This window comes from Chryseobacterium sp. BGA-UO-ETr-SB22 (assembly GCF_059567885.1).
In genome coordinates this window covers 402,725-417,532 of record NZ_JCAQOV010000005.1, presented here as the reverse complement: position 1 = coordinate 417,532, position 14,808 = coordinate 402,725, and the positions used below count along the sequence as shown (strand labels likewise).

The window sequence follows — 14,808 nt, the reverse complement described above, 5'->3', positions numbered from 1 at the left end:
AATATAAACAGAAAAAAGAAGATTTTAAAATGGAAATCCAGCAATCTAACTCAATTATTAATTAATATGAAAACCAACTTTTTAAGCATATCCGAAAAAAGATAATTCACAAAACGGACTCACAAATTTATATGATATATTTGCAGCGTTTTAAGGCTGAACATTGTTCATTAATAGGGAATCAAGTGAGAATACCATTCAAATTTTGAGCTGTACCCGCAACTGTAAACTGTTTAAACTTATAGCATATTAATACCACTGGACCTGAAAATCCGGGAAGGAGGCTGTAAGATGTGAGCCAGGAGACCTGCCTTAAAATACTGACTTTAGAGGAAAAAATACTTTCCTTTGAAGATAAGTTTCGGGAGTAAAACTTTAATTTAAATTATATCATGAGAAAAATCTATTTTTTTTTCTTGCTGCTTTGTATGCAGTTATTGTCAGCCCAATTCACAGAAAATGACATTAAATTCTGGGTAGGAACCGGTTCTAAAAAGGCCTATTTCATTGCAGATTTTAATGACAACAGCACTCCCAATTCTTATGCATGGGGATACCGCTTTGATAGCAATGATTTAACAATGGAAGATCTTATTAATGCTATTGTGGCCGCAGAACCCAAAATGCAGGTTGACATTCCTACAGGATACCTTTCTATTCTGAATTATAATCATCACACCTCCACTATTGATGACAGCTGGATAACATGGTCCGGATCCAGTGCATCAACCATGACATGGAATAATGGTGTAGGTTATACTCCTTTGGTTGACGGAAAATGGTATGGAGCTTCATACGGTCTTGATCATTACGACACTCCTCCTTCTACTCCTGTTGCAGCTTACAGCTCTTCATGGTACGTACCATCTCAGGTTACCAACTGGGTAGGAACAGGAAGCAATAAAAGCCTTGTGGTGATTGATTTCGGAACTGATAATGCCAATGGTGCCAATTCTTTTGTTTTCGGAATTAAATATAACGGGAGCATCACTGCTGAACAGGCTTTACAACTGATCCAGACTCAGGTTTCGTATTTTAATTATACATCGGCTAACAATCAGGTTTCCCATTTATCATTAAATTCATTCACCGGGAATACTTCCGGATCAGACAGCTGGAAGTTATACAAAGGAAAAGATTTGTCAAGCTGGCAAACGAAAACCAGCCTTTCTCAGGTTCAGCTGAGCAATGATGATTGGTTGGGGCTGAGTTTTGGGCAAAGAAGACCATTTACACCAACTGAAGCACAATTAACCTTGGGTACTTCTTCCGTTTCAAAGAAAAAATTCAGTATTTATCCTAATCCGGCAAGTGATTTCATTCAGATTGAAACAACTGAGAAACTAAAAGAAGTGAATATTTATTCAGCTGCTGGGCAAAAGGTACTAACTTCTCAGGAGTTAAAGATTCCTATCCGGGCTTTATCTTCAGGAGTTTATTTTGTTGAGATTAAAACAAATGGTGGTTCTGTGATGCATAAGATGGTTAAGAAATAAAGAAAAGCGCCTTTACACGTAAAACCACCCCGTCAAAAATTCTTTGAATTTTTGACACCCCTCCAGAGGATGGGAATTTTCACGTCTTCAGTTTAAATTTTTGTCAATAATTAGAATCTATGCAGAATTGCAAACTGTATGGAAAAACCATTATTCCAATTGTATCATTCTGTAGAAATCTAAACAGTCAATACAGTTCAAAATCCAGAATTGATTCAACAAAAAAACCGCACCAGATGGGTGCGGTTTCTTATGATTTTACAATCAATTATTTTTTCTCAGTAGATCTTTGCAGAACCTCATCTACCATTCCGTAGCCTTTCGCTTCTTCAGAAGTCATCCAGTAATCTCTGTCAGAAGATTTTTCTACCCACTCATATGTTTGTCCTGAGTGGTGACCAATGATTTCGTAAAGTTCCTGCTTCAATTTCAGCATCTCTCTCAAGTTGATCTCCATATCAGAAGCAACTCCCTGAGCACCTCCTGAAGGCTGGTGAATCATTACTCTTGAGTGCTTAAGCGCAGAACGTTTTCCTTTTTCTCCGGCAACCAATAATACAGCTCCCATTGAAGCAGCCATACCTGTACAGATTGTCGCTACATCCGGCTTAATAATCTGCATAGTGTCATAAATACCTAAACCTGCATAAACACTTCCACCAGGAGAGTTGATATAGATCTGAATATCTTTTGACGGATCTGCACTTTCTAAGAATAAAAGCTGTGCTGTAACAATATTTGCTACCTGATCATCAATACCTGTTCCCAGGAAGATAATTCTGTCCATCATCAAACGGGAGAAAACGTCCATCTGAGCAACGTTTAATCTTCTTTCTTCCATGATGTACGGAGTAAGATTCGTTGGCCCATACATTCCCATATACTGATCGGTAACCAAACCGTTGTTTCCTAAATGCTTTACAGAGAAATCTCTGAAATCTTTTTTAATGTCCATATTTCTATTATGTATTATTTTTATACTATTCTCGAAGTTTAAATTACAATATTTATTCCTAAAATTTTATAGGACTTTTTGTCACAGAATATCAAAAAAACTGACTTTAAAAACTATCTTTTTCTATCACCATAGATTCCTTTGATAGGCGAATATTCGATGATATTACTCAATCGCATCGAAGCCTGTTTCAGTAAGGTAATCTTTTTGATGAGCTCATAATATTTCCCTTCATCTGTGGTACTGTACTTATCAAGATCTTTAGCCGTTTCCGTGATTAAATAATCAATATACCTGTATTTATGCAATAAAACATCTCCCTGGATCTGATCTGCCACTTTATCACCATAATTGGGAGGATAAATATTTCTGGAAGCCCAGTTTTCAAGATCATCCAGTGGAATCAAAGCATCCACCACCTTTGTAGTAATCTCTTCATCCATAAAAGATACAAAAAAGTTTCCACTTCTAAGCTCATCTTTCTGAATTCCCTCTCTCACCTGAGTGATAATGACTTCATTACCTTTGACTAAAAACGTATACTGTTCTTCTTCAAAATGATGAAGAATTTCTTCAATTACCGTAATCTGATATTCTTCACCTTGTTCATTTCTACGTTTCAGAATAATATCCCCAAATGCCAGCATGTGTTCAACAAGTTTATTCTCCATAAACAGTACATCAAACAGGAAAGGATCTTCTTTTTCTTTTTCAAGAGGAACAATCTCCATCTTTGGAGCTGCTTTCTCCTTTTGCTGCTGTTGAACGTGATGGGTCTGATTCTGTGTGATCTGCTTCTGAACATCCAGTTCATTGAAAAGACTCTGCTCAGAAAGCCCGAATTTATTGGAAACCTCTTTAAGGTAAACTTCTCTTTTCAGTGCATTCTGTACAAAAGAAACAGACTTTACGATATCCCTTATTGCTTCTGCTTTTTTAATAGGGTCATTACCAACATCCCTCAACAGAATTTCCGCTTTGAAGTCGATGAAATCCATCGCTTCATTTTCGATGTACTTTTCTACGTATTCCTGTGGATGTTTTCTGGCGAATGAATCCGGGTCATCTCCATCAGGGAAAAGCAACACACGGATATTCATTCCTTCCGTAAGCAACATATCAATGCTTCGGAAACTGGCTTTAATACCGGCATTATCACCATCAAAAAGAATGGTTACGTTTTCCGTAAGCCTTTTGATCAGTTTGATCTGCTCTGTAGTCAAAGACGTTCCGGAACTGGCCACCACATTTTCAATTCCGGACATATGAAGTGAAATCACATCCATATACCCTTCTACCAAAAGACAGCCATTCTTTCTTGAAATAGCCTGCTTACTCTGGTTTAACCCATAAAGGACATTGGATTTATGATAAATCTCCGTTTCCGGCGAATTGAGATATTTTGCAGTCTTAACATTATTTTTAAGAATCCTTGCTCCAAAGCCCAGCACCCTTCCTGAAAAGCTGTGAATCGGGAAAATCACTCTTTCCCTGAAACGGTCTACTCCTGCAGGAGTGTTTTCCGGGAAAATAGAAAGTCCAGACTTCTCAAGGATTTCTTTGTTGTATCCTTTTTCCAGTGCATACGCAGTAAAAGCATTTTTCTTTTCCGGAGAATATCCCAACTGGAATTTTCTGATAATATCGTCCTTAAGCTCTCTTTCTTTAAAATAAGCCAGTCCGATACTTCTCCCCTCCTGGTCATCCCAAAGAATTTCCTGGAAATAAGTATTGGCAATCTCATGAATTTTATATAAAATATCTTTTTCGGTCTGTGCATGTTTAGCTTCCTCAGAAATTTCACGCAGATCCTCTTCTATTTCAATTCCGTACTTTTTTGCCGCGTGGCGAAGAGCTTCGGGATAGGTAAAGTTCTCAATTTCCATCAAGAAAGAAATCGCCGTCCCTCCCTTTCCGGTTGAGAAATCTTTCCAGATCTGTTTGCTTGGTGAAACAACAAAACTTGGAGATTTTTCTTCATGAAAAGGACTGAGCCCTTTAAAGTTAGACCCTGCTCTTTTCAACTGCACATACTCTCCCACAATCTCTTCAACGCGGATCGTGGAGAATATTTTATCAATGGTCTGTTTGGAAATCATGCTGTAAAATTAAGTATTTTTATAGAAATTGAAACTGTTTGAGAATGCGAGTTTCGAGTTTTGGGTTGCCGATTTTAGGTTTGATACTTACAACCAATTTTAGGTTCAATAATATTCACATAGATTTACTGTCCTTTATTCTTTTCTTTTTATTCTCAATTCCAATCTTTTAATTTCATTATTTTTGCAGAACAAATTAGCATATGCAGTTCACTATACATACAATCGAAGACTGGCAGGAAGTTGTTGACAGCATCATTCCGGAATTAAAACATAACATTTTTTTATTAAAAGGAAATCTGGGGGCAGGTAAAACAACTTTCACTCAATTTCTGCTTAAAAATATGGGCAGCAAAGATGAAGTAAATTCACCAACCTACTCTATTGTCAATGAATACAATACGGAGAAAGGAAAAGTATACCATTTTGATCTTTACCGCCTAAAAAATATTGAAGAAGTGTATGATATCGGAATTGAAGAATATCTGGACAACTCTTTTTTATGTATTATCGAATGGCCGGAAGTGTATGAAGAGGAGCTTTACGGCCTCAACTATCACACAATGAGTATTGTGAATACGGGTGAAAACAGAGAAGTTTCATTCGATTAAATATTATGTATCTTTGCTCATTAATTGAGTGTAAATAACAATCTGTAAGACATAATTTAATTTAAGGATGAGTACAAATATTTTTACTCCTTTCACAGAAGAAGAATTGATGCCGAAAGAGGAAAAATTGGAGGTTATTAAAAAGGGAAAACAGTTTAGCATTGGAATTCCTAAAGAAACCTGTCTCAACGAAAGGAGAACCTGCATCACTCCTGACGCCGTACAGGTGTTGGTAGAGCATGGCCATGAGATTATTATAGAATCCGGGTCCGGCGAGGGCTCGTTTTTTACAGATTTACAGTATTCAGAATCTGGAGCAAAGATCACCAATGATCCTAAAGAAGCTTTCGGACAGGATCTTATTCTGAAGATCAACCCTCCTACTGAAGACGAAATTGAGTACATGAAACCTAATACATATCTGGTTTCAGCACTTCAGATCAACCTGAGAGACAAGGAATATTTCTTAAAACTTGCAGAGAAAAAAATAAATGCCATTGCTTTTGAGTTTATCGTTGATGAATACAAACAGCTGTCACTGGTAAGATTAATCGGGGAAATTGCAGGAACGGTCTCTATTTTATATGCTTCAGAATTATTAGCCTTATCAAACGGTTTAATGCTTGGAGGTATTACAGGAGTAAGACCTGCAGAAGTTGTTATTCTTGGAGCCGGAATTGTAGGTGAATTTGCGACAAAAGCAGCAATAGGTTTAGGAGCCAGCGTAAAAGTTTTCGACAACTCTTTATCAAAGCTGAGAAGACTTCATACGATTGTTGACAGCCGTGTACCGACTTCCATTATTGATCCTAAAGAACTCAGCAAAAGCTTAAGACGTGCTGATGTAGTGATAGGAGCGCTACCTAGATTGAATATGACCCCTATCGTTACTGAAGATATGGTAATGAAAATGAAAAAAGGCAGTGTCATTATCGATATCACCATAGATAACGGTAAAGTTATTGAAACCTCAGAACTGACTACCATGGAAGATCCTTATGTCATCAAACACGGTGTCATCCACTGCGGACTTCCGAATCTTACCTCAAGAATGCCGAGAACCACCACCAAGGCCATCTCGAATTTCTTCCTTTCCTATATTTTAAATTATGACGAAGAGGGCGGCTTTGAAAACATGCTGATCCGCAAAAACGAAATGAAGCAGAGCTTATATATGTACAAAGGAAGACATACCAAGAAGATCATCTGCGACCGTTTCGGACTTACGTACCACGATATCAATCTTTTAATTTTCTAATGAAGAAACTGAAATTTTATGCAATAGGCTTCATTCCGGGGCTTTTACTCGTATTTTTTATTTTAAACAAAAAAGGGGCAAGCTGCAGCGGATATTTACCCAACAGCCGTGTTATTGCTGAAAGTCTTTCCAAAGAATTCAAATATTCTGAAGAGGCCAAAAGTGCAATGGCAGCCTACAAGATTGATGAAAAATTTATAAAAGACAGCATCATTACCAAAGGAAAAGTAGATTTTGACCGCAGCCATGCACAAAATAAACCTTGTCCGAGCTATCTTTTAACCTATCCTGAAAAAAATCCGTCTTACGAGATCACGTATGAAAAATGTGAGGAAACGTTGATGGTAAACGGTCTTAAAAAGCTTAAATAGTTTTAATACCATAGTATGGGCGGCAATTACTACATGATTCATGATTATCTGATATTCATCGGAGTTTTTGCTATTTTCCTGTTTCTGACAACCAGTATTTATCTCTACAGCCAGCATGAGAAACTGAAACAAAGAAATACTAAATTATCAGAAACCAACAAACTTATTGAACAGCGTCTGAATGAAGTCCGTCTGGAACATATTGGCACAAAGCTGAATCCGCATTTGTTTAAAAACATCCTTAATTCGGTTCAGTCTCATGCCTATCAGACGTATATGTCACTGGATAAGCTGGCCAATGTACTGGATTATATTTTATATGAAAGCAACAATAAGTATGTAAGCCCGAAAGAGGAACTCAATTTTGCTTTAAGCCTTATTGAAATTAATAAAATTAAGATCAATCCTCTTTTCGATTTTAGAATCAAATCAAGGATTGACAAGTCTGATTCTCTGTATGAAGAAAAGGTATTTGCTCCGCTGATCTCCGTGGATCTTATTGAAAATGCCTTCAAACATACGGATTTCCTGGCTCAGGACTCTTTCATTTCCATTTATATGGAGCTTGAAAACGGTATTTTCACCATGAAAGTAAGCAATAAAGCTTCGCTGAAAAATATTCTGGAAAAGGAAAAAAGCGGTTTTGGAAGCCAGTCTTTTGATCAAAGGCTTAAAATGATCTACAGCACTTATTACCACCTGGAAAGAAGTTCAAAAAACGGGGTCTTCACAGCAGAATTAAAAATCAATTTAGGAGAATTCTATGATAAAATGCGTTATTCTGGATGATGAATTATTAGCTATCAGCTACTTAAAACTTCTATGCGAACAGATCGACAATGTAGAAGTGGTAAAGGCATTCAATGATCCTAAAATCTTCCTGAGCGAAATAGACACCATCGACTGTAATCTGTGTATTCTGGATATTGAAATGCCCGGAATGACAGGCCTGCAGGTGGCTGAGATTATTTCAGGCTCAAAAAAAATCATCTTTACAACCGCTTATAAAGAATATGCAGCCGAAGCTTTCGACCTGAATGTGGTAGATTACGTAAGAAAACCTATCAAAAAAGAAAGACTGATCCAGGCCTTCGAAAAAGCTAAAGAACTGGTGGAAAATCCTCCTAAAAAAAGCTTTATCGAATGGAATACCAATATCGGAAAAACCGTCATATTCACAGAACAGATTTCTTATATCAAAACTTCTGAGATAGACAGCAGGGATAAAGATATCATCCTCAGCGACGGAACCACCATCGTATTAAAAAACCTGAATTTCAAAAACCTTCTGGAAATGCTTCCTTCCAAAGATTTTGCCCAGGTCAACAAAAAAGAGATCATTGCACTTTCTTCTATTAAAGTATTTTCAACCAACGAAATTATCACAACAATCGCCACCGAAGACCATGCGTTTCTGAAACTTCAGATTGGAGAAGCCTATAAAAATGCTTTGATGGAGCTATTCGGGAAATAGGCTATCCTACCTTTATTACAGTTCATTTTTTCCAAACTGTAATCTATTTATTTTTGCATTCATTGATTTTATTACATTTTTTAGAGCATTCATTACATTTAAAAACAAGAGTATTTTAATCTTAATATATTCTTATCAACTTTGCATCAAAATATTGGAATCATGAATTTGGGGAAATACAAAAATATTATCTTTTACATCAGTACCATTGCATTTTTTTCTTGCATCATGTACTGGTTCTTTATCCAGGGCAAAACACTGGAAATTGGAGAAAATATCACTCCAAGCAAGGCTACAGGGGCAACGATGTGGGAAAATTTCGCAGATTCTTTTCTGGCAAACCTTCATCATCCTTTAGCGCTTCTTCTTACTCAAATTGTAACCATTATATTGGTAGCCAAACTTTTCGGATGGATCTGTATAAAGCTGAAACAACCTTCTGTAATAGGTGAAATGATTGCAGGTATTGTTTTGGGGCCGTCACTTTTCGGATTATATTTCCCTGAGCTTTCTGCCTTTATCTTTCCTAAGGAATCGCTTCCCAATCTACAGTTTTTAAGCCAGATCGGTCTGATTCTCTTCATGTATATTGTAGGAATGGAACTTGATCTGAGTGTTCTGAGAAAAAAGGCTCACGATGCTGTAGTAATCAGCCATGCAAGTATTATTTTCCCTTTTGCATTAGGGGTTGGGCTTTCTTATTTTATTTATAAAGAATTTGCACCGGAAGGTATTCAATTCAGTTCCTTCGCTTTATTTATAGCGATTGCCATGAGTATTACAGCCTTCCCGGTTCTCGCAAGAATTGTTCAGGAACGAAATCTTCACAAAACCAAAATAGGAACAGTTGTCATTACCTGTGCGGCGGCAGATGATATTACGGCATGGTGTATTTTAGCAGCCGTAATTGCTGTGGTAAAAGCTGGATCTTTCTCAGGATCAGTATTTGTTATCTTAATGGCTATTCTGTATGTTTTCATTATGATAAAAGCGGTAAGACCCTTCCTGAACAGAATTGCTGAGTCGCAGAAAGGAAAAGGCTTCATCAACAAATCTTTGGTTGCTGTATTTTTCCTTATCCTTATTATCTCTTCTTACGCTACAGAAGTTATCGGTATTCACGCACTTTTCGGAGCATTTATGGCAGGAGCTATTATGCCAGAAAACGTTAAATTCAGGAATCTTTTCATAGAAAAAATAGAAGATGTTGCTTTGGTTTTATTGCTTCCTCTTTTCTTTGTATTTACCGGATTAAGAACCCAGATTGGACTATTGAATGATCCTCACCTTTGGAAAATTGGCGGGCTTATTATTCTGACAGCCGTTACCGGAAAATTTGTAGGAAGTGCCCTCACCGCAAGATTTTTGAGAATAAGCTGGAAAGACAGTCTTACAATAGGTGCCTTAATGAATACCAGAGGGCTTACAGAACTTATCGTTCTTAACATCGGTTATGATTTAGGTGTATTAGGGCCGGAACTTTTTGCAATGCTTGTTATCATGGCTCTATTTACAACGTTTATGACCGGGCCTTGTCTGGATTTTATCAATTACCTTTTTAAAGGAAAAAAATCAATGGTAGAAGAAGATGAGCCTGAAGATAATGATACAAAATACAGAGTCCTTTTATCTTTTGAAACAGCAAAAGCAGGAAGTAAACTGTTGAAACTCGCAGATAATTTCACCCATAAAATGAATGGGAACAAAAGTGTGACCGCAATGAATATTGCTCCTGTAGATGAACTTCACGCCTTCGATATAGAAAACTTTGAAAAAGAACAGTTTAAAAATATCATTGAAACGTCTCACGAGCTTCAGCTTGAAGTGACTACCCTTTTCAAAGCTTCTACAGATGTTGAAAGTGACCTGACCAATATTACCAACAAAGGAAATTATGATCTTCTTCTGATCATGCTTGGAAAATCTATGTATGAAGGAAGTCTGCTGGGAAGATTATTAGGGTTTACCACCAAAATCATTAATCCTGAAAAATTACTGAACACCGTAAAAGGAAAAGGGAATATTTTCAACAACTCTCCTTTTGATGATCTTACCCTTCAGGTTTTAGATAAAGCGACCATTCCTGTCGGAATCCTTGTTGATAAAGATTTTAAAACAGCAGACAAAATATTTGTCCCGATCTTTAATCTAAGTGATTTTTACCTTCTTGAATATGCTAAAAGGCTTATCAACAATAATAATTCTCAGGTTATCATTCTGGATGCTGCAGGACAGATCCGAAACAATATTGAGGTAAAAGAACTGATCAGAAGTATTGAACAGGTAGCTCCAAATCATATTACGCTGTATAATGAGAAAAAGATTGAGAAAGAATTTCTGAATTCTCAGGATCTGATGCTGATCAGCAGTAAAAGCTGGAAAAACCTCATAGATACAAAAAGTCTTTGGCTTTCTGATATCCCATCCACATTAATAATTTCAAACCCATAGTCCCAAATAACACACCGATATTTCTATTTCTATTAGAAGCTGTAAATATTATTCGTTGTCTGTAAAGAAAAAACGGGTATATTTATAGCTTCAATTTTTTGGGACATGCTGATTAACAGTGAAAATGGAGTTATAGAGCTGGAAGTCTTTACTACTAAGCTTTATAAAGGAATGAGTCTTGATCAGCTGAAACAGACTGATTTTTATAAAGAGAAGTATCAAACTATGTGGGATGTAAAAACCGGATATTTTTGGTATTATTTTCAACATATAAAAATAAAAGGATACCAGGTATCTTTCAGTTTGTGCTTTTTCGGAGATCAGCTGGACATCATCCATATGAACACATGGGAAAATGGAGATGCAAAAGACTGGAATGAATGGACAGAGGAAAAAGAAATGAAAGTTTTTCACAGAAACAATACCTTTCTCACCCAGATCCTGAAAATGTCTCCAACCCAAAAGAAGAAAACCCCTTACCCAAGCTGTACCTTTAAATTTCTCTGGGGAAATGTATGGTCGGTCTATGATCCGCGAAGTGCCAACAGCCTGATGGGAATCAATTTTAATGAAGAGGAAAAAAACAAATAAAAATAACTTATAACCAAAGCAATAAGATCGTAATATGTGCCGATATTCCATGATGGTTTACAAAGGACATTATGCCTGTTTTAACTGCCAGAAAACTTTTAAACGCCGTCACTTAAAAGATGTGGACCGGGATACTAAAACCTCGGTAGAAGCCAAGTGCCCCGAATGTGGAAACCTGATGGCCAATATGGGACTCGATTTTAAATCTCCTCCCAAAAATGACGACAAACAATGGGCTCACATCCGTGATTTGTATACCGTAGGAATCACTTTTCATTCATGTGGATGCTCTGGCCCCGGCTATATCCCACAAGACCGAAAGGCTATTATTACCTATCTGGAAAAAATCCGCTCAGAATATATGCACTCTCTGGTATTCTGGAGATACCGGATAGAACCTGAGAATAAAAAGGAACGGGAACTGGATTATCAAAAGTACAGTGGTCATTTGTGGGCTGTAAACCGTAACGCTTTTAAAGAAACAGTGACCAATCAGGAAGGAATCAACTATTGGCTCAAAAGAATTAATGAAGTGGAAGAAAGATTGAATATTATCAAAGCGGATAAACAATAACAACCATTTAATCAGCTAATTTCAGAAGCTTTTTAAAATCTTCTTTAATCTCTTTCTCCTGCTCAGCCGGATAATCCGCACTGATATTATATCCGCGTCCCGTAGTAGCATTGATTAAAATAACATTTCCGTTTTCAAAATAATTTCGGGTCATTGTAATTTCTGATTTTTTCAAATCAAAGGCTTCCGTATCATTATTCTCTTTCATTGCTTTAGCATCATAGAAAAGCGGCCGGTTATACCTGTACTCTTTCCCGAAAACAAACGATAGCTGCCCGTTCAGAAGATAATATTCTATCAACACCTGCCCCATTTCACCGTAATGCCTGGCAATGACTTTTTCCAACCCTTTATCTGTATAATAAAATGTGGCCTCCCCGCCTTCTGCAGATTCTCCCTCAATATTTTTCTTTTGAACAGAAGTCCATTTTGTCATGGAATTGATTCTTTTAAAATTGGTCTGAATAGGTTTCAGCCGTTTTTTTAAGCCTTTATTATTTGTTGTATCATTTTCATTGAATGTTTCGTTGATCCTTACAGTATCCTTTGCTTTCGTAGTGAAAAAAACAGATGACTGATCATTGGACTTCTGAGCATATGCAGAACCTAAACTGATCAATATTATTAAAACTCCGTATAAGAATCGACTCTTCATGTTTGCTGTTTTTATAACTTTAAAATTAATAATAACTTTTAGTTGTATTGTATATTATGAAACCACTAAAGTCATAAAAGTTTTTTGTTCTAACTGATTTAAAAGTACATAAGCTTTGAAAACCCTTATAGCAGCTAAGATTCCTACGGAATGACACAATTGGAATGATAATCTTACCCGCAAAGCTTGTCATTCCGTAGGAATCCAGCCTGCATTGCATTATTCAAGTATTGGAAAATACAACTCTGAGCAACACCCCAACTGATTTTTGACGGGATGGTTGATATGTTGGCTTTCCCTCATGTCGTAATTCTACTACAATTTTTAAAATTTAACCCTAAAATTTAATTTCAAATAGAGTTTTTTAATAGCTTTATCACATAATTCACATTGGATGGAAATTGATTTCTTACAATATAAGGTACGGAATGGGGACACGCTGACCTCTATCGCTTCCCGGCTGGGCATGACCGGTGAGGAGCTGAAGCTGTTTCACAATTCCCATTGCCAAAAGATGGATAAGGTTTGGTTTGAAAGCCTTAATGACGTTAAAAACATCTTTGTTCCTACGAATTTCAAAACAAAAGAACAAAAAGAACAAGAAAGAAAAAACAGTCTTCCTTCTCAATTTTCAGATACTATTTTTGCTAAATCATATACCGTTAATGAAACTTTTGAAAGTCCGTTTGAATCTCCCGTTACTATCGATTATACCATTGAACTTGATCTTCGCAAAGGCAGAAACAAAGGCCAACATATCCTGAACTATAGCCAGAACGATTTTAAATCCAATGGAAATACACCCGATGATAAGGTAAGCAGCTTATCCATTGCCTGCATGAAAAGTATTATGCCCATTGAATTTATACTGAATGATAAAGGTCAAATCACCGGATTTGCAGACCACAAAAAAATCACAGATACCTTTACCCATCAGCGCAAAGAACTTGAGGACTTTTATGTAGGAGAAGTTGCTCAAAATTACATGGATTCTTTTGAAAGAAATATCAGCGATGAAACGGTTTTCTTGCAGCAGTTAAAAAGTACACTCCTATTTCAAACTTTTTTACCTACAATAGATTGGTTCCAAAAGAAAACAAAATGGACAGAGCCGTTTTATTTTTTACAGAATTCATTTCCGGTAGCATGTGAAATCAACCCTGAACAAAAAAATGAAGAGAAAGATTCTGTTTTAACTATTTTAAATGGTAAAATCACAGAACTATGTACTCCACAAGAGATTATGCGCGGGATAAGACTCACAGAATCAACTGCAGAACCTGCTTCAGGAAATATAGTATTAGAATACACCACCCACACAAAAAATAAAAATCTTCTTCAGGTTAAAGCTTCAGTTTTACTCCGTCATGAAGAGGTATTTATACATCAACACCACATCAACATAACACAAGGATCAATATGAAAAATTATGTCACCCAAAAAGGCGATACTTTCAGTTCGCTGGCCCGGCAGTTTAAGCTGAAAAACGAGGGTATTTTAAAAACCTATCATAACCTCCACTGCCCGCCTGAAGATGTTATGCAGGAACCTGTTCCCGGAAAAACCATTTTTATTCCGGAAGATCCACAGCTTATGGCCGAGGAAACAGAACCTCAGAATATAGCTGCATCCCCTCACGAGGAATCTACAGAAGATGGAGTTTCTGAAGAAGAAAATTCAACGGAAGAACCTTCGCAAAATGAAGAGCAATCACCCGGGAAAGCAGAACAGCAAACCAATAAGGAGGAAAAGAAAGATAAAAAAGAAGATAGTGGTTCCAGTCCTCATGAAGGAAAATATTTTATTGTACAGAAAGGAACAGTACAATGCAATCAGGGATTCAAATTTCCAAAATTTAAAGTAACCAGCCATCAGAAGCATTATTGGAATGACGGTGAAGGACAGGCCGATTATCTGGCCGTAACAGAGGATGATCTTCAGCTTGATCCTGCAGCACAACCGTTTGGACAGTGTAAACTTAAGCCAACTTCCGGAGGATATCTTCCCTGCGCCTACGCTCCCGCTGGAAAATGGCAGAAGACTTATGAAAAAGTAAAAGTGATGGGAAAAAGCTGCCTTACGGAAATCTCAGAACTGATGTGCAGTACGGGAGGAAAAATAACCATCCTCAAGCATGGACAGCAAAGTGAAGTAGGTAAAAGCCAGGTTACCAAAGCGAATACGCAGGAACAGCAGGTTTACAATCCCGTTGTGGATTTTGATGAATTCAAGGAAGATACAAAAGGTACAGATGAACTTTATTACAGCTAAGC

Annotated in this window: 14 protein-coding genes and 1 riboswitch; of the genes, 11 read left to right on the top strand and 3 right to left on the bottom strand. The window is 36.9% G+C overall.

What is annotated here, in order from left to right; all coding sequences use genetic code 11:
• Positions 1–136: 136 nt before the first annotated feature.
• A riboswitch (cobalamin riboswitch) is annotated at positions 137–329 on the top strand.
• A gap of 63 nt (positions 330–392) precedes the next feature.
• On the top strand, positions 393–1,496 hold the full coding sequence (locus AC57AW_RS09205; protein WP_496351616.1) for a T9SS type A sorting domain-containing protein: 1,104 nt from the start codon (positions 393–395) through the stop codon (positions 1,494–1,496).
• Positions 1,497–1,764: 268 nt separating this feature from the next.
• Here AC57AW_RS09205 and clpP read toward each other — a convergent pair whose 3' ends face one another.
• Both clpP and dnaG read right to left on the bottom strand, forming a co-directional pair.
• Complete coding sequence (gene clpP / locus AC57AW_RS09200) at positions 1,765–2,451, bottom strand: ATP-dependent Clp endopeptidase proteolytic subunit ClpP (protein WP_034726592.1); 687 nt, start codon at positions 2,449–2,451, stop codon at positions 1,765–1,767.
• 113 nt (positions 2,452–2,564) lie between these two features.
• Positions 2,565–4,550 (bottom strand): DNA primase, encoded by a 1,986-nt coding sequence (dnaG, locus tag AC57AW_RS09195; protein ID WP_496351615.1) that lies wholly within the window; start codon positions 4,548–4,550, stop codon positions 2,565–2,567.
• A 203-nt stretch (positions 4,551–4,753) separates the two neighbouring features.
• On the opposite strand from dnaG, the gene tsaE reads away from it, so the two are divergent.
• From tsaE to AC57AW_RS09155, 8 genes are all read left to right on the top strand, one after another.
• Positions 4,754–5,161: a tRNA (adenosine(37)-N6)-threonylcarbamoyltransferase complex ATPase subunit type 1 TsaE gene (tsaE, locus tag AC57AW_RS09190; RefSeq protein ID WP_318848248.1), complete on the top strand. Its 408-nt coding sequence runs from the start codon at positions 4,754–4,756 to the stop codon at positions 5,159–5,161.
• Between the two features lie 67 nt (positions 5,162–5,228).
• Positions 5,229–6,419, top strand: coding sequence for an alanine dehydrogenase (locus tag AC57AW_RS09185; protein ID WP_142719438.1), 1,191 nt, complete (start codon positions 5,229–5,231; stop codon positions 6,417–6,419).
• Positions 6,419–6,790, top strand: coding sequence for a hypothetical protein (locus AC57AW_RS09180; protein WP_496351614.1), 372 nt, complete (start codon positions 6,419–6,421; stop codon positions 6,788–6,790). The genes AC57AW_RS09185 and AC57AW_RS09180 overlap by 1 nt, the downstream gene beginning before the upstream one ends.
• A gap of 15 nt (positions 6,791–6,805) precedes the next feature.
• Positions 6,806–7,579 (top strand): histidine kinase, encoded by a 774-nt coding sequence (locus AC57AW_RS09175; protein ID WP_496351613.1) that lies wholly within the window; start codon positions 6,806–6,808, stop codon positions 7,577–7,579.
• Complete coding sequence (locus tag AC57AW_RS09170) at positions 7,554–8,264, top strand: LytR/AlgR family response regulator transcription factor (RefSeq protein ID WP_496351612.1); 711 nt, start codon at positions 7,554–7,556, stop codon at positions 8,262–8,264. Before AC57AW_RS09175 ends, AC57AW_RS09170 begins: the two co-directional genes overlap by 26 nt.
• 162 nt (positions 8,265–8,426) lie before the next feature.
• Complete coding sequence (locus tag AC57AW_RS09165) at positions 8,427–10,715, top strand: cation:proton antiporter (protein ID WP_318848253.1); 2,289 nt, start codon at positions 8,427–8,429, stop codon at positions 10,713–10,715.
• 105 nt (positions 10,716–10,820) lie between these two features.
• Positions 10,821–11,306, top strand: a complete 486-nt coding sequence (locus AC57AW_RS09160; RefSeq protein WP_496351611.1) for a hypothetical protein — start codon at positions 10,821–10,823, stop codon at positions 11,304–11,306.
• A 49-nt stretch (positions 11,307–11,355) separates the two neighbouring features.
• On the top strand, positions 11,356–11,880 hold the full coding sequence (locus AC57AW_RS09155; protein WP_496351610.1) for a hypothetical protein: 525 nt from the start codon (positions 11,356–11,358) through the stop codon (positions 11,878–11,880).
• 7 nt (positions 11,881–11,887) lie between these two features.
• Here AC57AW_RS09155 and AC57AW_RS09150 read toward each other — a convergent pair whose 3' ends face one another.
• A complete protein-coding gene (locus AC57AW_RS09150) occupies positions 11,888–12,535 on the bottom strand; it encodes a hypothetical protein (protein ID WP_496351609.1) in 648 nt (215 codons plus the stop codon).
• A 394-nt stretch (positions 12,536–12,929) separates the two neighbouring features.
• Between AC57AW_RS09150 and AC57AW_RS09145 the strand changes: the two genes are divergently transcribed.
• Positions 12,930–13,958, top strand: coding sequence for a LysM peptidoglycan-binding domain-containing protein (locus tag AC57AW_RS09145; protein ID WP_496351608.1), 1,029 nt, complete (start codon positions 12,930–12,932; stop codon positions 13,956–13,958).
• A complete protein-coding gene (locus AC57AW_RS09140; RefSeq protein ID WP_496351607.1) occupies positions 13,955–14,806 on the top strand; it encodes a DUF4280 and LysM peptidoglycan-binding domain-containing protein in 852 nt (283 codons plus the stop codon). The genes AC57AW_RS09145 and AC57AW_RS09140 overlap by 4 nt, the downstream gene beginning before the upstream one ends.
• The last annotated feature ends 2 nt before the right edge of the window (positions 14,807–14,808 follow it).